Annotated in this window: 17 protein-coding genes; 9 read left to right on the top strand and 8 right to left on the bottom strand. The window is 63.3% G+C overall.

Annotated features, from left to right (window positions below):
- Window positions 1–3 precede the first annotated feature (3 nt).
- Genes coaE through IVA80_RS03190 form a run of 3 tightly spaced genes read right to left on the bottom strand, consistent with a single transcriptional unit; the run spans window position 4 to window position 2083 of the window.
- Window positions 4–603: a dephospho-CoA kinase gene (gene coaE / locus IVA80_RS03200; RefSeq protein ID WP_247425669.1), complete on the bottom strand. Its 600-nt coding sequence runs from the start codon at window positions 601–603 to the stop codon at window positions 4–6.
- Between the two features lie 23 nt (window positions 604–626).
- Window positions 627–1235, bottom strand: coding sequence for a Maf family nucleotide pyrophosphatase (locus IVA80_RS03195; RefSeq protein ID WP_247425593.1), 609 nt, complete (start codon window positions 1233–1235; stop codon window positions 627–629).
- An 8-nt stretch (window positions 1236–1243) separates the two neighbouring features.
- The gene (locus IVA80_RS03190) at window positions 1244–2083 is read right to left on the bottom strand and encodes a pyruvate, water dikinase regulatory protein (protein ID WP_247425591.1); all 840 of its coding nucleotides are present in this window, start codon (window positions 2081–2083) and stop codon (window positions 1244–1246) included.
- A gap of 458 nt (window positions 2084–2541) precedes the next feature.
- Here IVA80_RS03190 and hemJ point away from each other — a divergent pair, with 458 nt between their 5' ends.
- The 7 genes from hemJ to IVA80_RS03155 all read left to right on the top strand — a co-directional run bounded on the left by hemJ (window position 2542) and on the right by IVA80_RS03155 (window position 11092).
- Window positions 2542–2976, top strand: coding sequence for a protoporphyrinogen oxidase HemJ (hemJ, locus tag IVA80_RS03185; protein WP_247425590.1), 435 nt, complete (start codon window positions 2542–2544; stop codon window positions 2974–2976).
- A 247-nt stretch (window positions 2977–3223) separates the two neighbouring features.
- Entirely contained in the window at window positions 3224–4489 is a 1266-nt protein-coding gene (rho, locus tag IVA80_RS03180; protein WP_247425588.1) for a transcription termination factor Rho, read from the top strand.
- 316 nt (window positions 4490–4805) lie between these two features.
- On the top strand, window positions 4806–6164 hold the full coding sequence (mnmE, locus tag IVA80_RS03175) for a tRNA uridine-5-carboxymethylaminomethyl(34) synthesis GTPase MnmE (protein ID WP_247425586.1): 1359 nt from the start codon (window positions 4806–4808) through the stop codon (window positions 6162–6164).
- A gap of 325 nt (window positions 6165–6489) precedes the next feature.
- Window positions 6490–8370, top strand: a complete 1881-nt coding sequence (mnmG, locus tag IVA80_RS03170; protein ID WP_247425584.1) for a tRNA uridine-5-carboxymethylaminomethyl(34) synthesis enzyme MnmG — start codon at window positions 6490–6492, stop codon at window positions 8368–8370.
- Between the two features lie 138 nt (window positions 8371–8508).
- Window positions 8509–9150 (top strand): 16S rRNA (guanine(527)-N(7))-methyltransferase RsmG, encoded by a 642-nt coding sequence (rsmG, locus tag IVA80_RS03165; RefSeq protein WP_247425668.1) that lies wholly within the window; start codon window positions 8509–8511, stop codon window positions 9148–9150.
- Window positions 9151–9180: 30 nt separating this feature from the next.
- Window positions 9181–10050 carry a ParA family protein gene (locus IVA80_RS03160; RefSeq protein WP_247425582.1) on the top strand — a complete coding sequence of 290 codons (870 nt, stop codon included), beginning with the start codon at window positions 9181–9183 and terminating at the stop codon, window positions 10048–10050.
- Between the two features lie 157 nt (window positions 10051–10207).
- Window positions 10208–11092: a ParB/RepB/Spo0J family partition protein gene (locus IVA80_RS03155; protein WP_247425581.1), complete on the top strand. Its 885-nt coding sequence runs from the start codon at window positions 10208–10210 to the stop codon at window positions 11090–11092.
- Window positions 11093–11354: 262 nt separating this feature from the next.
- Here IVA80_RS03155 and holA read toward each other — a convergent pair whose 3' ends face one another.
- The 3 genes from holA to leuS all read right to left on the bottom strand — a co-directional run bounded on the left by holA (window position 11355) and on the right by leuS (window position 15656).
- Complete coding sequence (gene holA / locus IVA80_RS03150) at window positions 11355–12383, bottom strand: DNA polymerase III subunit delta (RefSeq protein ID WP_247425579.1); 1029 nt, start codon at window positions 12381–12383, stop codon at window positions 11355–11357.
- Window positions 12384–12493: 110 nt separating this feature from the next.
- The gene (gene lptE, locus IVA80_RS03145) at window positions 12494–13045 is read right to left on the bottom strand and encodes an LPS assembly lipoprotein LptE (RefSeq protein ID WP_247425577.1); all 552 of its coding nucleotides are present in this window, start codon (window positions 13043–13045) and stop codon (window positions 12494–12496) included.
- The gene (gene leuS, locus IVA80_RS03140) at window positions 13032–15656 is read right to left on the bottom strand and encodes a leucine--tRNA ligase (protein WP_247425576.1); all 2625 of its coding nucleotides are present in this window, start codon (window positions 15654–15656) and stop codon (window positions 13032–13034) included. Before leuS ends, lptE begins: the two co-directional genes overlap by 14 nt.
- A 191-nt stretch (window positions 15657–15847) precedes the next feature.
- Here leuS and IVA80_RS03135 point away from each other — a divergent pair, with 191 nt between their 5' ends.
- The gene (locus tag IVA80_RS03135; protein ID WP_247425574.1) at window positions 15848–16891 is read left to right on the top strand and encodes a GGDEF domain-containing protein; all 1044 of its coding nucleotides are present in this window, start codon (window positions 15848–15850) and stop codon (window positions 16889–16891) included.
- A 105-nt stretch (window positions 16892–16996) separates the two neighbouring features.
- On the opposite strand, the gene IVA80_RS03130 is transcribed toward IVA80_RS03135, so the two are convergent.
- Window positions 16997–18694 carry a diguanylate cyclase gene (locus IVA80_RS03130; RefSeq protein WP_247425572.1) on the bottom strand — a complete coding sequence of 566 codons (1698 nt, stop codon included), beginning with the start codon at window positions 18692–18694 and terminating at the stop codon, window positions 16997–16999.
- 109 nt (window positions 18695–18803) lie between these two features.
- Between IVA80_RS03130 and IVA80_RS03125 the strand changes: the two genes are divergently transcribed.
- Window positions 18804–19493: a YggS family pyridoxal phosphate-dependent enzyme gene (locus tag IVA80_RS03125; protein ID WP_247425570.1), complete on the top strand. Its 690-nt coding sequence runs from the start codon at window positions 18804–18806 to the stop codon at window positions 19491–19493.
- Between the two features lie 175 nt (window positions 19494–19668).
- Here the strand turns inward: IVA80_RS03125 and IVA80_RS03120 are convergent, their stop codons facing one another.
- Complete coding sequence (locus IVA80_RS03120; protein WP_247425568.1) at window positions 19669–20454, bottom strand: hydratase; 786 nt, start codon at window positions 20452–20454, stop codon at window positions 19669–19671.
- Window positions 20455–20458: the final 4 nt, after the last annotated feature.

Here is a 20458-nt window from a genome sequence, read left to right as displayed (position 1 = left end):
GAATCAGGCTCGCCGCTGCGGCATCTTAACGACCTCGGCCAGAATGTGCGCGATCTGCGCACGCACGGGTTCAAGTCCGTGTGACGTATCCACTACGAAATCGGCCCGCTTGCGCTTCTCGGCATCCGGCGTCTGCTTGGCGATGATCGCGTCAAGCTTGGCCTCGTCCATCGTGCCGCGCTCCAGCACACGCTTGCGCTGGAGTTCCGGCGAGGTCGACACCACGACCACGGCGTCGACCCGCTTCTCGCCGCCGGTTTCGAACAGCAGCGGGATGTCCAGAACCACGACGGGCGCCTTGGCCGCTTCCGCATCGGCAAAGAATTTTTGCCGGGAGGCGCCGAGCATCGGATGAACAATCTGCTCGAGTCGCTTGATCGCGGCCGGATCATGCACGACGCGCGCGGACAGTTTTGGCCGATCGACCTTGCCGTTCACGGTGGTGCCGGGGAAGGCGGCCTCGATCGCGGGCGCGGCTTCGCCCTCGTAGAGCTGGTGCACGGCAGCATCGGCGTCGTAGACGGGAACGCCGGCCTCCGCGAACAATTTCGCGGTGGTGGATTTTCCCATTCCGATCGAGCCGGTCAGTCCAAGGATCCGCATCAGCGCCCAGTCATCTCTGTCCTTCACACCGCCACTAACCGTTCGCACCGCAGGAACGCAAGCAGCGGCAGCAGCGGCAGGCCGAGAATGGTGAAATGATCACCCTCGATGCGCTCGAACAGATGGCTGCCGAGACCTTCGAGCTGATAGGCGCCGACGCTGGTCGTCACTGCATCGCCGGCGGCGTCGAGATAGGCTGAAAGCTCCGTCTCGGTCATCGGCCGCATGGTCATGCGGGCCACCGAAACATCCTCGAAAACAATCTTGCCATTTCGCGCCACGGCCACCGCGGAATTCAGCTCGTGGCTTTTGCCGGCGAGGTCGAGCAATTGCGCCATCGCCTGGGCGCGGCCTGCGGGCTTGTTGAAAAGACGCGCGCCCAGAGCCAGCGTCTGGTCGGCGCCGATCACATAGCTTCCCGGATGACCAGCCGAGACCGCCTTGGCCTTCTCACGCGCAAGCAGCAGGGCGACTTCACGCGGATCCGAAAGCTTCGCGGCGGCCTGAATGCCGCGCTCGTCGATATCGGCCGTGATCGCCTTGAACTCCAATCCGGCACTGGCCAGCAGCATCTTCCGCGCGCTGCTCTGCGAGGCCAGGATCAACGGAGTTTCGCCGCGCCAGAGAGACATCGCCGAAACTATTCCGTGGGCCGATTGCGCTGGCGATCACTGTAGAGCTTCATGATCGCCGCGGCGGTTTCCTCGATCGATCGCCGCGTGACGTCGAGCAGCGGCCAATCGTGCTTGGCGCTCAGCTTGCGCGCGAACGCGACCTCGTCGGCCACCGCCTGCCTGTCGGTATAGGTGTCGCTGCTGGAGTCGGCACCCATCGAGAGCAGGCGGTTCTGGCGCACCTGGATCAGGCGTTCCGGTGTCGCATGCAGGCTCACCACCAGCGGCCGCGTCAGCGTCCCCAATTGCGTCGGCACCGGAATACCCGGAACCAGCGGCACATTGGCGGTGCGAATGCCGCGATTGGCGAGATAGATCGATGTCGGCGTCTTCGAGGTGCGGGACACGCCGACGAGCACCACGTCGGCATCGTCGAGACCTTCGACGTGCTGGCCGTCGTCGTGGATCATCGTGTAGTTCAACGCATCGATGCGCTTGAAATATTCTGCGTTGAGCACGTGCTGGGCGCCGACGCGGCCCGTGGTCGCAGCGCCGAGATATGCTTCGAACAACTGCATCACCGGACCGATGATCGACAGGCTCGGAACATTGATCTGCTTGCACTTGTCCTCCAGCCTGGAGACCAGATCCTTCTCCAGCAGCGTGAACAGCACGATTCCCGGCGCTTCCTCGATCTCGTCGAGCACGCGATCGAGCTGTTTCTGGCTGCGCACCAGCGGGTAGACATGTTCGACCGGGGTTACGTTGGCGTACTGCGCGGCGACGGCGCGTGCGACCGTGATCAGCGTCTCACCGGTGGAGTCGGAGACGAGGTGCAGATGGAAATAATTGTTCGAGGTCGGCACAAAAGCCCTTTGTATGAAGGCGGTGTGGTTTGTGGATTTCTGTGGACCTTAACCCCTCGGAAAGGGATGCGCGACACCAGGGGCGGGACAACTGCCAATTTTCTTCACAGCGCTGCCCGTGAGAACAAGTCCGGCCGCCCGCCGAGAGGGAAACGAGATTGCGCGGACAACCCCCTTGATAAGCTGCCGACAAAAAGGCGCAAGTCTTTGAAGCTGGCCGACTTATCGGAAATGACCAGAGCGATCAGGGATATGTTGATGGATGTGGACAAGCGCGCGTGAACCTGCGGACGGAATTGTGTGAGTCCAATCCACCGTCACATAGACTCAAACCTTAAGAATCTAAGATTCTAGATTTGAGAAGGGCGCTACGGACGGATAAGTGTGCAGGGTAAGACCTTAACGAGTTCTTACTATCCCCAGCGCTCCCTTGCGCTGAACAGGAAACCGGGCAGGAAATGTTCGAAGACGTCTATCTCTGGATCAAAGCGCTGCACGTGATTGCCGTCATCTCCTGGATGGCGGGCATGCTCTATCTGCCTCGGCTGTTCGTTTATCACTGCGAGGCTGAAATCGGCTCGAAGCAATCGGAAACGTTCAAGGTGATGGAACGCCGACTGCTCAAGGCGATCATCAACCCCGCGATGATCGTCACATGGCTCGCCGGGCTCTATCTCGCCTGGTCCGGCCACTGGTTCTCTTTCGGGTGGCTGCACGTAAAACTGGCACTGGTCGTAGCGATGTCCGCGGTCCACGGCTTTTTTTCGCGCTGGTGCAAGGATTTCGCCGCGGACCGGCGTCCGCGAAGCCAGAAATTCTATCGGATTATCAATGAGGTACCGACTGTTCTGATGATTTTCATCGTCGTCATGGTGATCGTGAAACCGTTCTAGGCAACGATCGTCAACGATCGCTCAGCGCTTCGGCTTGCGGAGTTGGAAGCGATTTTCTATATTAGCGATATCCCACCCAACGCAGGCGGATGTGGTTGTGCCCGAGCTTCCCAGAGGCCGGACACCCCATCAGGTTTGAAGCCTCACCGGCGCTCTCCTTGCCAGACCTGCGGACCTTACCTTCTCGCGTCCGCATTTCAGAGCCTCCTCGCACCCCCTTCCAAGGTTACCCCACAGGACCACCCCAATGCGGGAAATTAAACTCCAGGACCTCAAGTCGAAGACGCCGGCCGAGCTCGTCTCGTTCGCGGAAGAGAATGGGGTCGAGAATGCCAGCACCATGCGCAAGCAGGAGCTGTTGTTTGCCATCCTCAAGCAGCTTGCGCTCGCCGAAACCGATATCGTCGGCGAAGGCGTCGTCGAGGTGCTCTCCGACGGTTTCGGCTTTCTTCGCTCGCCCGATGCGAATTATCTGCCGGGCCCGGACGACATCTACGTTTCGCCCTCGCAGATCCGCCGCTTCGGCCTGCGCACCGGCGACACCATCGAAGGCCACATTCGCAGCCCGAAAGAGGGCGAGCGCTATTTCGCGCTGCTGAAGGTCAACACACTCAATTTCGAGGATCCGGAAAAGGCCAAGCACAAGGTCAATTTCGACAACCTCACGCCGCTGTTTCCCAATCAGCGCTTTCGCATGGAGCTCGAAGACCCGACGCGGAAAGACCTTTCTGCAAGGGTGATCGACATCGTCGCGCCGATCGGCAAAGGCCAGCGCGCGCTGATCGTGGCGCCGCCGCGCACCGGCAAGACGGTGCTGATGCAGAACATCGCGCACTCGATCGCGCACAATCATCCCGAGTGCTACCTGATCGTGCTCTTGATCGACGAGCGTCCGGAAGAAGTCACGGACATGCAGCGCTCGGTGAAGGGTGAGGTCGTCTCCTCGACCTTCGACGAGCCGGCGGTGCGCCACGTCCAGGTCGCCGAGATGGTGATCGAGAAGGCCAAGCGCCTGGTCGAGCATGGCCGCGACGTCGTGATCCTGCTCGATTCGATCACGCGCCTCGGCCGCGCCTACAACACCGTGGTGCCATCATCCGGCAAGGTGCTAACCGGCGGTGTCGATGCCAACGCGCTCCAGCGCCCGAAACGCTTCTTCGGCGCCGCCCGTAACATCGAGGAGGGGGGCTCGCTGACTATCATCGCGACTGCGCTGGTCGATACCGGCAGCCGCATGGACGAAGTCATCTTCGAAGAGTTCAAGGGCACCGGTAACTCGGAACTGATCCTGGACCGCAAGGTTTCGGACAAGCGCACCTTCCCGGCGATCGACATTTCGCGCTCCGGCACCCGCAAGGAGGAGCTGATCACCGATCCGCTACTCCTGAAGAAGATGTATGTGCTCCGCCGCATCCTGAACCCGATGGGGACGATGGACGGAATCGACTTCCTGCTCGACAAGCTGCGCTCGACCAAGAGCAATTCCGAGTTCTTCGATTCGATGAACACTTGAGTGCAGTGCAGCAAAGTGGTTAGAGGGCGCCTTCGGGCGCCCTTTTTTCGATTGTGCGACTTTGCTGCAGTGAAAGTGCAGCATGGCGGACCGCCCGGAGCGCAAATCGGGATTTCTCGTAATATCCAGATATATCTATATAATATTTGCCCCAGGCCGAGCCGATCATTCCTGAGAGGATGAGTTTGCAGCAAAATGCTGCGCCCTATGTTGCAACGCAACAAAAGTATTACTGCGAGTTCCGCGCAGCAAATTGGGGTTGCCGCCCTCAACAACGGGACGTTTGCCTTTTCCCCGTCAGCCGGACAAATAGGCCATGCATCCGCAAGACCAGACCATCTTTGCGCTGTCGTCCGGCCGGGCGCCGAGCGCGATCGCCGTGGTGCGGGTCTCCGGGCCGCAAGCGGGCCTTGCGCTAACGACGCTTGCGGGCAGGCAGCCGGCGCCGCGGCTGGCCAGCCGACGGCTGCTCCGCGACGGCGCGGGCCAGCCGATCGACGACGCAATCGTGCTCTGGTTTCCGGGACCGGCCAGTGCGACCGGTGAGGACGTCGCCGAATTTCACGTCCATGGCGGCCGCGCGGTACTGGCGGCACTCCTCGCCGCGATCTCTGATATTCCGAATACGCGCGCGGCCGAACCCGGCGAATTCACGCGGCGCGGCTTCGAGAACGGCAAGCTCGATCTCACCGAGGCCGAGGGTCTCGACGATCTCATCCACGCCGACACTGACCGGCAGCGCCGCCAGGCGCTGCGCCAATTGCAGGGCTTGCTTGGCAATCGCGCGCGTGATTGGCGTGAGCGCATCATCGAGGCCTCGGCCTTGATCGAGGCCGGCATCGATTTCTCCGACGAGGGCGACGTGCCCGCAGAATTGATGGCGCCCGCGGTCAAGGCGATCAAGACCCTGCATGGCGAAATCGCAGAAGTCCTTGCGGCACAGGGACAAGCTGAACGCCTGCGCGATGGCCTGGTGGTTGCGATTGCAGGCGAGCCGAATGTCGGCAAATCGACGCTGATCAATCAGCTCGCGCGCCGCGAGGTCGCGATCGTCTCGCCGCATGCCGGCACCACGCGCGACGTGATCGAGGTGCAGCTCGATCTCGATGGCTACCCGGTCACGGTGATCGACACGGCGGGCATCCGAGAGAGCGACGATCCCGTGGAACAGGAAGGTGTGCGCCGGGCGCGAGCCCGAGCCGATGGCGCCGACCTCGTGCTGTGGCTGGTGGAGGGTGGACGCGCGGTCGATCCGGACGCGCTGCGATCGCTCTGGAAGCCCGGCCCCGGGAGTGATCAATCGGGTGGCTCGGTCTGGATCGTGCGCAACAAGATTGATCTCGGCGGGGCTGGGGCCGCCGGGCCGCGCGGCGAATTCGGGATCTCGGCGAGCCGGGGAGACGGCGTTCCCGACCTGATCGATGCCCTCGTGAAATTCGCAGCCGCGTTTTTCGGGACCACCGAGGGCGCGTTGGTGACCCGCGTCCGCCAGCGGGATCTGTTGCGCCGGGCTTCAGACAGCTTGCGCCGGAGCCTGGAGCTTGTAGAAGGCGGCGAAGAGCTTGCCGCCGAAGAGCTGCGTGCTGCGGCCTATGTCTTGGGTCGGTTGCTGGGCCGAGTCGACGTCGAAGACGTCCTCGGCGCCATTTTCCAGAAATTTTGTATCGGAAAGTAGCACTAGTTCTTTATTGTAAGACTAGCGCTTGTTCCGTTTCTTGGCCTGAAAACGTCAATCGGGTTCCAGTCTGTTTCACGTGAAACACACTGCCGGATCGACACGCAAGCAAGCCCAACTTCGCGCCGCCCGCGTTTTGCGCCCCGCAAAGCCACTTTTTTTGCTCACGTGAAACAGTAGGCAATACAAGGCTCTTTCTACTGTGCATGGGGTTGTTTTCGCGAAACCGCCTCAGTCCTGAATTGTCCTGTTTCACGTGAAACATCCGCCCCTCATCCAGTTTTCTACTTCCGGCTTCTCCGCCGCTGGGATAAAAGTCCGGCCCATGCGAACAGAGCGAGAGAGTTTTGACGTCATCGTCATTGGCGGCGGTCATGCCGGCTGTGAGGCCGCGGCTGCAGCTGCGCGGATGGGTGCGATCACGGCTCTTGTGACGCACCGTTTCTCCACCGTCGGCGCGATGTCCTGCAACCCCGCCATTGGCGGTCTCGGCAAGGGTCATCTGGTCCGCGAAGTTGATGCTCTCGATGGTCTGATGGGTCGGGTCGGCGATGCCGGTGGCATCCAGTTCCGCGTTCTCAATCGCCGCAAGGGCCCAGCTGTCCGTGGCCCGCGAGCCCAGGCCGACCGGAAGCTCTATGCCGCAGCCATGCAGATCGCGATCCGGGAGACGAAGGGTCTGTCGGTGATCGAAGGCGAGGCCGACGAGTTGATCGTGGCCGATGGTCGGGTCACCGGTTTGCGTCTGGCCGACGGCCGGGAGCTCCGGGCGGGGGCTATTGTCGTAACGACGGGCACCTTCCTTCGCGGCCTGATCCATCTCGGGGAGAAGAACTGGCCCGCCGGCCGGGTCGGTGAAGCGCCAGCGATGGGCCTTTCGGAGTCCTTTGAGCGGGCAGGCTTCACCCTTGGACGGTTGAAGACGGGGACTCCACCCCGTCTGGACGGCGCCACCATCGACTGGTCCGCGGTTGAGATGCAGCCGGGCGACGAGCCGCCGGAGCCGTTCTCGATGATGACGGAGCGGATCACGACGCCGCAGATCCAGTGCGGGATCACCCGGACGACGTCTGCGACCCATGAGGTGATCCGGGCCAATGTGCATCGCTCCCCGATGTACTCCGGCCAGATCAAGAGCTCCGGACCGCGCTATTGCCCGTCGATCGAGGACAAGATCGTCCGCTTTGGCGACCGCGACGGCCATCAGATCTTCCTTGAGCCGGAAGGGCTCGACGATGCCACCGTCTATCCTAACGGCATCTCGACCTCGCTGCCGGAGGAGGTCCAGCTCGCGATCCTCGCCAGCATTCCTGGCCTTAAGCAGGTGAAGATGGTCCGCCCGGGCTATGCCATCGAATATGACCATATCGATCCCCGCGAACTCGATCCGACCCTGCAGACCAAGCGGTTGCGTGGCCTGTTCCTGGCGGGTCAGATCAACGGCACCACTGGATACGAGGAAGCTGCCGGGCAGGGCATCGTGGCTGGCCTGAACGCGGCTTTGGCCGCGAGCGGCGCCGCGCTGATCGTGTTCGACCGTGCCGATGGCTATCTCGGCGTGATGATCGACGACCTCGTCACCCGCGGGATCAGCGAGCCCTATCGGATGTTCACCTCCAGGGCCGAGTACCGGCTGACCCTGCGAGCCGACAATGCCGATCAGCGCCTCACCGAGAAGGGGGTTGCGCTGGGGTGTGTCGGCAGTGCCCGGACACAGCATCACCGCGCCAAGATGGACGCCCTGAATGCGGCCAAGGCGCTGTCGAAGTCCCTGGCCATCACGCCGAACGAGGCGATCAAGCACGGGCTGTCCCTCAACCGGGACGGCCAGCGCCGGACCGCCTTCGAACTGATGGCTTATCCGGACATTGGCTGGAGCCAGGTCCGCACGATCTGGCCAGAGCTGGCGGCGATCGCCCCCGCCATTGCCACCCCTCTCGAGATCGACGCGAAGTACGACGTCTATCTGGAGCGCCAGAGCGCCGACGTCGAAGCTTTCAGGCGAGACGAAGGGCTGGTGCTGTCGGACATCGATTACCAGCAGGTCCCCGGGCTCTCCAACGAGGTGCGAGCCAAGCTGGAGAAGGCGCGGCCGTTTACCGTCGGGCAGGCCGGCCGGATCGACGGCATGACGCCGGCGGCGCTCGGCATCCTCGCGGCCTACCTTCGCCGCGAGGCACGGAAGACTTCTAAGGCGATTGCATAGGCGTTTCACGTGAAACAGCGCGGACCCGGCGGGAGATCGTTATCAGGAAAACCTCCAGCGGGCGAGGGCGCCGGTCGTCGACCCGAACCGGCGTCACCCGGACCGAAGATCGACAAGGCCAGCGCCAACGATCAAGCGCTGGACTCGGTCATCGCCGCGGACAAGATCGCGGCGCTCAAGCTCGCGCCCGTTTCACGTGAAACCGAGGCCCGGCTCGATCGCTACATCGCACTGCTCAGGGCGTGGCAGGCCAAGACCAATCTCGTCGCGCCCTCGACCTTGCCGCACCTGTGGACGCGGCACATTGCCGACTCGCTCCAGCTCGTGGATATCGCTCCTTCGGCCAAACATTGGGCCGATCTCGGCAGCGGCGGCGGCTTTCCCGGCGTCGTGCTCGCCTGCGCCATGGCCGGGACGCCAGGCGCCAGCGTCCATCTCGTCGAGCGAATCGCCAAGAAGGCTGCCTTCCTCCGCGAAGCGATCCGCGTCACGACATCTCCAGGAGTCGTACATCTCGCTGAGATCGGGGATAATGTGGATAGAATCACTGGCCTCGTCGATTGCGTCACCGCGCGCGCGCTGGCTCCGCTACATCAACTTATCGGCTTTGCGGAGCCGCTGATGCGCCAAGGCGCAAAAGCGCTGTTTCTCAAGGGGCAAGATGTAGAGGCTGAATTGACCGAAGCCGCTAAATATTGGAACATTCAGCCGCAGCTCCACCAAAGCCGGACAGGCGACGGTTGGATCGTCGAGCTGACGTTCGTCGAGCGGCGCGGCTGAGGCGTTCAGGGGCTGAGTGGGGAATTTGCGATGAGCGTAATTGACGAACCGCAGCAAGAGCAGACCGCCCAAGAACAGGCCGCTGCCGTCCCGCAGGGTCATCCTCGCATCCTGGCGCTGGCGAATCAGAAAGGCGGCGTGGGAAAAACAACCACAGCGATCAATCTCGGCACGGCACTCGCGGCGATCGGCGAGCGCGTCCTGATCATCGATCTCGATCCGCAGGGCAACGCCTCGACCGGCCTTGGCATCGATCGCCGCAACCGCTCCTGCTCGACCTACGACGTGCTGATCGGCGAAGCCAGTCTGCGCGAGGCGGTGGTCTCGACCGCGGTGCCGCGGCTGCACATTGCACCCTCGACCATGGACCTCTCCGGCCTCGAGCTCGAGCTCGGCACCACGCCCGGTCGTGCGTACAAGCTGCGTGACGCGATCAGCGCGCTCAACAACAACGTCTCGCCCGACGCCGATTACACCTACGTGCTGATCGACTGTCCGCCCTCGCTCAACTTGATCACTGTGAACGCGATGGCGGCCTCCGACGCGATCCTGGTGCCGCTCCAGTGCGAGTTCTTCGCGCTCGAAGGTCTGTCGCAACTGCTCCAGACGGTGGAGCAGGTGCGCTCGACGCTCAATCCGAACCTGTCGATCCACGGTATCGTGCTGACCATGTTCGACTCGCGCAACAACCTCTCGAACCAGGTCGTCGCTGACGTCCGTCAGTTCATGGGTGAGAAGGTCTACAAGACCATGATCCCCCGCAACGTTCGCATCTCGGAGGCACCGTCCTACGGCAAGCCGGTCTTGGTCTACGACCTCAAATGCGTCGGCAGCGAAGCTTACTTGCGGCTTGCCACCGAAGTGATCCAGCGCGAGCGCGAGCTGCGGACGGCGCATTGACGATGGCGGTCCGTAGGGTGGGTTAGCGTAGCGTAACCCACCAAGTCTCTCGCCCCGAGCTAACCTGTGGTGGGTTACGCTACGCTAACCCACCCTACGATCTACAATTCGAATTTCAGTTCTGGAGTGCTGCTACGTGAATCCAAGGGAGCTGGCGATGGCCGACGAAGCGCGTTCGCGACTGGGCCGGGGTCTTGCGAGTCTGATCGGCGATGTCGGCGGTGAGGCTCAGCATGCCGATCGTCCGCGCGCGCAGCGCAAGGTGCCGATCGAATTCATCAAGCCGAATCCGCGCAACCCGCGCCGGACCTTTTCGGAAACCGAGCTCAAGGAGCTTTCTGATTCGATCAAGCAGCATGGCGTGATCCAGCCGATCGTGGTGCGTCCGGTGAAGGGCGCGCAGGACCGCTACGAGATCATCGCCGGCGAACGGCGCTGGCGCGCCTCACAGATGGCCGGCCTGCACGAAGTGCCGATCGTGCCGGTCGATATCAGCGACAGCGATGCGCTGGAGTTCGCGATCGTCGAGAACGTGCAGCGCGAAGACCTCAACCCGATGGAAGAGGCGCAGGGCTATCACGCGCTCGCCAACGAATTCAAACGCAGCCAGGACGACATCGCGAAAGTCGTCGGCAAGAGCCGCAGCCACGTCGCCAACATGATGCGGCTGACGAAACTGCCGGTCGAGGTGCAGGCCTTCATCGCGACCGGCGAGCTGACAGCCGGTCACGCCCGCGCGCTGATCGGCGTGCCCGATCCGCGCGCGGCCGCCAAGCGCATCGTCGAGGAGGGCCTCAACGTCCGTCAGGCCGAGGCGCTGGCGCATGAAGAAGGCGTGCCGGAACGCAAGCCGCAAAAGGCGCGCATTGGCGCGAAGGAAAAGGACCCCGACACGGTCGATCTGGAGAAGCGCGTCAGCGATGCGCTCGGCCTCAAGGTCACGGTCAATCACCGCGATCCCGGCGGCTCGGTCCAGGTCAACTACCGCAACCTCGATCAGCTTGACGAGGTGATGAAGCGGCTGGCGAAGGGCGCGCTGTAGCCGCGCCGACCCTCTATCACCGTCATCCTGAGGCGCCGGAGCGAAGCGGAGGCCTCGAAGGGCGACGGCCCGGCTGCATCGCGGCCGCACATCCTTCGAGGCTCGCCTTGCGATGCGCTGCATCGCAAGCCTCGCACCTCAGGATGACGGATTTGGCTATCCTGGATTGGCCGCTTCAGTGCAAAATTGCGAAGCAATTTTGTCACGAACTCCTCGCAATGACGTGTGGAGAGAGTTGCGCTCGCAACGGAGAGAGCGGGGCCTATCCCCGCCGCTTCGCATTCGCAGCGATCGCCATCAGCGTACGCTGGGCGATGGCGGCGGCGAGGGTGGATTGCTTGCGGGTGTCGAGCGCGGCGGTCGCGAGCTGCTCGATGATCCCTGCGAGCCGCGTCACGCTGAAATTGCGCAGCGCGGTTTCGACCGCAGGCTTTCGTGAAAAGTGAAGCCGCGGAAATCCGCCGTCGAGCACGGTGGAGGCCGGCGTGCCGTCGGCGATCGCGAGCGCGGATTTGTGCAGCCACGCGGCCTGGCGCTGCGCGGCGGAGATGATCACGCCAGGATAGGTGCCGGCGATCATCGCTTTGGCGAATTCGGTCTCGACGATGTCGGGCCGGCCGGCGAAGGCGCCGTCGACGATCGGATCGAGCTTCAGCTCGGAGGCATCGGCCACCACGGCCATTACGTCATCCAGGGTGATCTCGCCCTTGCCGTGGGCATAGAGCGTGAGCTTGCGCAGCTCGTTGCGTGAGGCCTGGCGGTCGCCGCCGAGAAAGGACATCAGCGCGGTGCGGGCGTCCTGCGCGATGCGCAAGTTCGCGATGCGGAGCTCGTCCTCCATCAGCTTGGCCAGGTCGCGCTCGGTGTCGGGATAGCAGCCGATCGCCACGGCCAGCTTGGCGCGCTCGCAGGCTTTCCGCAGCGGCGCCTCCGGACGCAGCTCGCCGGCCTCGATCACGATGCGGCAATCCTTCACGCTCATCTCCGCCAGCGTCTCGATACCGCTGGCAAAGCTGCGCGAGCCGGCGCGGATGCGGATGGCCCGGCGGCCGCCGAACAACGGCACCGTCATGGCTTCGTCGACGAGCCGCGACGGCTCGGCGGAGAGCTCGTCGCCGTCGAGTTTAACGAGCGAGAAAGGATCGTTGGCGTCGTCGACGGCTGAGGCAATCAGTGCATCGGCGCGCTCGCGCACGAGGCCGGCATCGGGACCGTAGAGCAGGATGATCGGACGACCCGCATCAGGACGGGCGAGGAAGGCGTCGATCTCTTTTCCGCGCAGCGCGACCATGTTGCCTAAGGCTCGTCATTCCGGGGCACGCAAGCGCTAACCCGGAATCCAGAGGTGGAGGATCGAGATTCCGGGGTCTCGCTCGGCGAGCCCCGGAATGACGGAATGAATTACGTGCCGGCGGTGAAGAACGAGGCGAGCCGGGTCGTGATGTTCTCGGCGATCTCGACGGCGGCGCGGTCCTCGGCATCGCGATAGGCCCGGTTGCGGGCGAAGCGCTGGTAGGAGCCGGGCATGTCATAGGACACGCGCGAGAACGTGGTGCCGGTCATCACCGACTTGCCGCTGACGACCTCGACCAGGTTGTACTGGGCGTCGATGCCGTAATTCTCGCTGGTCGGCAGGCCGGTATTGGGATCGACGATCAGGGACGTGCGGCTGGATGCGAAGCGGATCTCCAGACGGTGGGTCGGCGGCATTCCCGTGGCGGTGCCGTAGAGCTTGAAGGCCAAGGCGTTGCGGACCTCGACGCCGACGCGGGCTTCGCGGGAGGCATTCGCCTTGGCGATCGGGGGCAGCTCGACCCCCATCAGTTTTTCGCGCAGGCCCGGGGCGCCGTCGGTACGCTCGGCATACATCGGCTGGAAGCAGCCGGCCGTCAGCGCCGCCAATGCGGCAACTGCCAGCAAGCGGGCTGCGATGCGGATCCTAGCCGACAACATTCACGATCCTCTTGGGGACGATGATCACCTTGCGGACGGGCTTGCCGTCCAGGGCCAGTTTTACCGCATCGAGGGCCAAAACGGCAGCCTCGATTTCCGGATTCTGGGCCACTGTTGCAACTGTGACCTCACCCCGCTTCTTGCCGTTGACCTGGACCACCAGGGTCACGCTGTCTTCAACCAGCAAATCGCGTTCGATTTGGGGCCAATTGGCCTCGGAAACCAGCCCGCCATGGCCCAGGACCTGCCAGCACTCCTCGGCCAGATGCGGCATCATCGGGGAGAACAGCTGGACCAGGATCCGGCTGGCCTCCCGGATTGACCAGGCGAGATCGGGGGTGGGCTCGCCGGGGCGCTGGAGCACCTCAGAAAACGCATTGGCGAATTCGCGGATATGGGCGAGACAGACGTTGAAGTGCAGCCGCTCGATCCCGGTGGTGACCTTGTCCAGCGCGCCATGGGCGGCCTTGCGCAAGGCGGTCGCATCAGCCCCGAAGCTCGCCGGGCGAGCCGCCGGCGCGGCCTTGCCGAGTTCGACGGCATCGTTCACCAGCCGCCATAGCCGCTGCACGAAGCGTGAGGCGCCCTGGACGCGCTCGTCGCTCCAGATCACGTCGCGGTCGGGCGGGGAGTCCGACAGCATGAACCAGCGGGCGACGTCGGCGCCGTAGGTCTCGATGATGTCGTCGGGGTCGACCGTGTTCTTCTTCGATTTCGACATCTTCTCGATCGGGCCGATGGTGATGTCCTCACCGGTCGCCATCAGAACCGCACGCCTGCCATTGCCGCCGACTTGGATCTTCACCTCGGCCGGCTGCACATAGGTGCCGTCGGCCTTCTGGTAGGTCTCATGCACCACCATGCCCTGGGTGAACATGCCGGCGAACGGCTCGTCCATCGCGATATGGCCGGTCGCCTTCATCGCGCGGATGAAGAAGCGGCTGTAGAGCAGATGCAGGATCGCGTGCTCGACGCCGCCGATATACTGGTCGACCGGCATCATCCGGTTGGCGACAGCGGGCGTCGTCGGTGCGTTCTCGTTCCAGGGATCGGTGAAGCGCGCGAAATACCAGGACGAATCCACGAAGGTGTCCATGGTGTCGGTTTCGCGCAGCGCCTTCGCCCCGCATTTGGGGCAGGGGACATGCTTCCAGGTCGGGTGATGATCGAGCGCGTTGCCCGGCTTGTCGAAGGTTGCGTCGTCAGGCAGCTTGACCGGCAGGTCGGCATCCGGCACCGGCACCACGTCGCATGTCGGGCAATGGATGACGGGAATCGGGCAGCCCCAATAGCGCTGGCGCGAAATGCCCCAGTCACGCAGGCGGAAATTGACCTGACGCTCGCCGACCGGCGCGTTGCCGCGCAGCTCGTTTTCAAGCCGTTTTGCAACTTCGTCCTTGGCTTGATCGATGGTCATGCCGTCGAGGAAGCGCGAATTGATCATGCGGCCGTCACCGTCATAGGCGGCGTCCGATATGACGAACGTCTTCGGGTCCTGGCCTTCGGGGCAAACGACCGGGGTGTTGCCGAGATCGTATTTGTTGACGAAGTCGAGGTCGCGCTGGTCATGCGCGGGGCAGCCGAAGATCGCGCCGGTGCCGTATTCCATCAGCACGAAATTCGCGACATAGACCGGCAGCTTCCAGCTGGGATCGAACGGATGAACCGCACGGATGCCGGTATCAAAACCCTGCTTCTCCGCGGTGTCGATGACCTCCTGCGCAGTGCCGATCTTCTTGATCTCGGCGATGAACTCCGCAAGCTTCGGATTCTTTGCGGCGGCCGCCTGTGCCAGCGGATGATCCGCCGAGATCGCCATGAATTTTGCGCCGAACAGCGTGTCGGGCCGCGTCGTGAAAATCTTCAGCTCGCTCTCGCCGGCCGGCGTCGTCGCCGCATCCAGGGCGAAGCGGATCAACAGGCCCTCGGAGCGGCCGATCCAGTTGCGCTGCATCAGCCGCACCTTGTCCGGCCAGCGATCCAGTCCGTCCAGCGCGTCCAGCAGCTCCTGCGAGTACTTCGTGATCTTGAAGACCCACTGGTTCATTTCCCGTTGTTCGACAACGGCACCCGAACGCCAGCCTTTTCCGTCGATCACCTGCTCGTTGGCGAGCACGGTCATGTCAACGGGGTCCCAGTTCACCTTGCGCTTCTCGCGCTCGGCGAGGCCCTCGCGCAGGAAGTCCAGAAACATCTTCTGCTGGTGCTTGTAATAGGAGGGATCGCAGGTCGCGATCTCGCGGCTCCAGTCCAGCGACAGCCCGATCGAGCGGAGCTGCTTCTTCATCGCGGCGATGTTGTCGTAGGTCCATGCCTTCGGCGCGACCTTGCGCTCGATCGCGGCGTTCTCGGCCGGCAGGCCGAAGGCGTCCCAGCCCATCGGGTGCAGCACGTTGAACCCCTTGGCGCGCATGAAGCGGGCCAGCACGTCGCCGAGCGTGTAATTGCGGACATGGCCGATATGGATGCGCCCGGACGGGTAGGGGAACATCTCCAGGACGTAGTATTTCGGCCGCGAATCGTCGTTCTTCGAGACGAAGATCGCCTGCTGGTCCCAGGCGGCTTGCCAGCGCGGTTCGGCGTCGCGGGCGTTGTAGCGTTCGGAGGTCATGGAATCGTTGGGTTTTCGTGGATTCGGCCGTCTAAAGACGGCGGACTAGGCCATAGAAGTCCTCAGGGGGTCAATGGGTTGCCTCTGGCGGCGGCGCCCCGCAAGGCTGCTCCGCAAAAGTACGGTGCAGCCTATTCGGATCGGATTAAGGGGTCAGTGCGAGGTTGGCCGCCAACAGCACCCGATAGGCGATGGATTCAGGATTCGACGATCTCGATCACGACTATGCCGCGTCCATCGCCGGACGGGCGATGCGGAGCATGGCCGAGCAGCGGATTCCGCCGACGCCGACCAATTTTGCAGTCTGGTTCCAATATTTCGCGGGCAGCCATGACGATTTGCGCAACGCCATCGATCTCTTGATCGACCACAACCGTTCCTTCGACAGCAGGACCAATCAGGATCTGTTCGAGACCTATGTCGCGCCCCAGGTGAGTGCCGTCGTCGTCACTTCCGAGCGGCTGCATGCCCTCATGGGTACGGCGAAGGAGTTTCTGGCGACCGCGATCGCCGACAATCATTCCCAGATGCAGGCGATCAGCGAGGTCGCCGACCAGGGCAAGGCCGGCGTCGATCCGAAGGCGCTGGTCGGCCAGCTCATGAACGAGCTGGCACGCGCCGCCACGAAAGCGACGCGGCTCGAGGCAGGCTTTGCGGAAAAGACCCGCGAGCTCGACGTGATCCGCGACTCGCTCTCCAAATCCGAGGAGCGCGCCCGGACCGACACGCTGACGGGCCTTGCAAACCGGCGGGCGCTCGATGAATTCCTGCGCAAGGTGCAGACGACTGCGGACTGGGGCGAGCCGCTCAGTGTGCTGATGCTCGACATCGACCACTTCAAGACCTTCAACGACAATTTCGGCCACAGCGTCGGCGATCAGGTGCTCCGCCTGATGGCCAAGGTACTGCGCGAAAAAGTTCGCGACCAGGATCTGTCGGCCCGCTATGGCGGCGAGGAGCTGATCGCGGTGCTGCCCGATGCCGATCTCGCCGCCTGTGCCGAGATCGCCGAACGCATCAGGCACGCGATCGCGGAGTGCAGGATTACGCGACGCTCGACCGGCGAGGTCCTGCCCAACATCAGCGTGTCGATCGGGGTGGCACAATACCGGACCGGCGAGGCGATCACCGATCTCATCGAGCGCTGTGACCGCGCGCTCTACCTCGCCAAGGGCGGCGGCCGCAATCGCGTCGTGACGGAGATCGAGCTCGATCGTGCCGGGGCTGCGGGTTAAAGCGTTTTCGAGCGAAGTGGGTACCGGTTCGCGTAAAGAAAACGCGTCAAAACAAGAATCTGGAGCCCTGTTCCGATGCAATCGGAACGGAATTGGCTCTAGCGGTCAGCCCGCCATCACCATGTCAGTCGCGCCATTCTCGATCACCAGGATGCCGTGCTCGACGACGTTGTTGCGGCCCCGGTGTTTTGCGGCGTAGAGCGCGGCGTCGGCGGCTTCGATGAGATCACCGGGACGCAGGCTCTCGTTGGGCTTTGCTGCGGCGACGCCGATCGAGACGGTGACGATCATGTGGGCGGAGGTGATGTGCGGCAGGCACAGCTTCAGCACGGCCGCGCGCACCTGCTCGCCGATCTCGGCGGCGCCCGTCACGTCGGTGTTCGGCAGCAAGAGGCAGAATTCCTCGCCGCCATAACGCGCCGCAAAGCCCATCGTGTCGGCGGCAATGCCGGACAGCGATTCGCCGAGCCTGGTCAGGCAGGAATCGCCTTCAAGATGGCCGTAGGTGTCGTTGAACAGCTTGAAGTGGTCGACGTCGATCATCAGAAGCGCGAGGTCGCTGCCATATTGCTGCGCGCGCATCCATTCGAAGTCGAGCCGGTTCTGGAAGCCGCGGCGATTGGCGAGACCCGACAACATGTCGATCGAGGCCATCACCGTCAGGCGGTCGTTGCTCGCGATCAGCTCGCGCTCGCGCTGGCTGAGCTGCGCGGCCATCGCATTGAATGCGCGGGCCAGCGGCACGAACTCGGCCGGCAGGCGATTGCGTGCCGCACGCGCCGACAAATCGCCTTCGCCGAGGCGTTTGGCCATGTCGGCGAGCATCTCGATCGGCTTGATCACCAGTTTCTCGGCAGCGATCAGCGCGCCGAGCAGGACGAACACGACGACGAAGGCGAGCTGGAGATAGGCGGTGCGGATGTCGCGGCTGACCGCCGCCGACACTTTGTCCTCGTCGATGCTGGCGATCAGGCGGGCATTGGTGCCGGCGATGCGGATGTAGCTGACCGCGCGGCGGGAGCCATCGGCGGCGAGGAAAGACAGCGAGCCTTCGTCCTGGTCCGACCGCAGCGCCTTGTCGGCGATCGCCGACATCAGCGGCATGTTGTCGAGGGGACGGCCGATCGCGCTGTGCTGGTCAGCCGGCGCGGCCAGCACGGTACCGGCGCTGTCGACCAGCACGGCGGTGATGCCGGCACGGCCGCCGAGATTGCTCATGACCTTCGACATCCAGTCGAGGTTGACGGTGGCGAGCACGACCGCATCCGCGACACCGCTGAAGGCAGACACCGGATAAACCGCCATGACGGTCGGCGACAGCACGGGCCGCGACAGGATGAAGTCGCTCAGCACGAAGCGGCCGGTTTCCTGCGCCTGCTGGAAGTAAGGCCGGTCGCCGAGGTCGAGGCCGACATACATGTTGTTGGTGGCGCACTGGATGCGTCCGTCCTGGCCGGCGATCAACAATGTGCGGATCCAGGGAAGGTTCGACGGCAGGCTTGCGCGCAGCACGTCGCAGCTCTTGCTGATGCCGCCGGCCGAGGCGCGGATGAAGGCTTCAGATTTCAGGATGGTCTCGACCGACGAGATCACTTCGCGCTGCGCATCGGCGCTGTGTCTTGCAATGGTGGTGAATTCGGTCACGGCCTGCGCGATCTGCCGCGCACGCGTGTCCTCGAGCGAACGGACGCGCTCGAACATCAAAGGCGTCACCAGAATCACCGCGAGCAACGCAAGCCGCGCCCGGATTCCGAGAACCTGCTTGAGTTTCACTCGTTTGCGGTTGAAACTGACGTTTGCCATCTGCGCGACCCACCCCATGGGCCAAGGTAAAACAAAGGGTTCAAAAACTCTTTCTTGAATTCGGTAAAATTAGAACTAGCTCCGCAACAATCCGGTCCGATCCGACGCCATGACAGAATCCAACGCCGCGCCGCTAACCGGCCATTCACCAAACGCGCTCGCCGCGGTCGAAGCCGAGATTGTCCGCGCCTGCAAGGAAGCGCGACGCGATCGCGCCTCCGTGACGCTGATCGCGGTATCCAAGACTTTCGCCGCGGATGCAATTACGCCGGTAATCGCCGCCGGACAGCGCGTATTCGGCGAAAACCGCGTGCAGGAGGCCAAAGGCAAGTGGCCGGCGTTAACGTCCGCTTATTCCGGTATCGCGCTGCATCTGATCGGTCCGCTGCAATCCAACAAGGCGAAGGAGGCGGTCGCGTTGTTCGATGCCATCCATTCGGTTGATCGCCCGAGCATTTGCCAAGCGTTAGCCAAGGAAATCGAATCCCAGAACAAGCGCCCGGAACTGTTCGTCCAGATCAATATCGGCGAGGAGCCGCAGAAGGCCGGAATCGCCCCCGGGGAGGCCGATGCCTTCATCGCGAGCTGCCGCGACACCTATGGGCTTACGATTTCGGGGTTGATGTGCATCCCGCCGGTCGACGAGCCGCCAGCGGCGCATTTCGCGCTGACGGCCAAGATCGCGGAGCGCAACGGTTTGAAGAATCTCTCGATGGGCATGAGCGCGGATTTTGCCACCGCGATCATGCTCGGCGCCACGCATGTCCGCGTCGGGAGCGCGATCTTCGGACACCGGTAGTTGCTATCGTCCCTGCGAACGCAGGGACCGATACTGCGTGATCTCTCGTTATGGGCGGGTGTTCGTACCGGAGAAAGTTAAGCAATCTCCAGTCTTCGCCAAACGTCTTCCTGTCGCTATGGGTCCCCGGATCTGCGCTTCGCTTGTCCGGGACGACAGCGGAGCGTGAGAATACTTACACAAACCCAACCGACACGTTCCCCAGAACGCCAAAATCCGCAGCAAACTGATCGCCGGCCTGGATCGGCAGCGGTGGATGGCATGTGCCCGTGGTCACCACTTCCCCTGCCCGCAAGGTGATTCCGAGCCCGCGCAGCTCGTTGGCCAGCCATGTGAGCGCAACGCGGGGATCGCCGAGCACGTTCATTCCATGGCCGAGATAATGCGCGCCCCGCAGCGTGATCTTCGGCCGCTCCTCGACGAGATCCACTGCACGCCAATTCGCAGCCGTCGGTGCGCCCAGCACGAACAGATGCGCGCAGGCATTGTCGGCGATGAGCTGCGCTTCGCCGGCGCTGGCGAAATCGCCGAAGCGCGAGTCGGGAATCTCGATCGCGGGATGCAAGGCGTCGACGGCGGCGAGCACTTCGTCGACTGTGTACGGCGCCGCTCGCGGCGGCAGATCACGTCCCATGCGGAAGGCGAATTCCGGCTCGCCGACGCGCATCTCATTGCCTTTCATCGACGCGGTGCCGCCATCGGCAATGACCGTGTCGCTCATGATGCGGCCGGCCAGCGGTCCCGCGACATTGATATGCTTCTGTCCGGCTTCGCTCGTTGCTGCGATCTTCCAGCCGAACAGCTTTCCGAGCGACTGCGTTTCGAGCGCCGCCTGGACGGCGTAGCCGTCGGCGCGGCTCTGCGGGCGCAAAGAAGTCTCCAGCGTGTCAAACCTGGTGCCATCGCGCCAATGTTTGACGAGGACACGCGATGCGGCGGTGATCTGATCTTTGTCGAGCATGTTT

It is taken from the genome of Bradyrhizobium sp. 139 (assembly GCF_023074175.1).
GTDB lineage: Bacteria > Pseudomonadota > Alphaproteobacteria > Rhizobiales > Xanthobacteraceae > Bradyrhizobium.
This window is presented reverse-complemented; position numbering and strand designations above follow the sequence as displayed.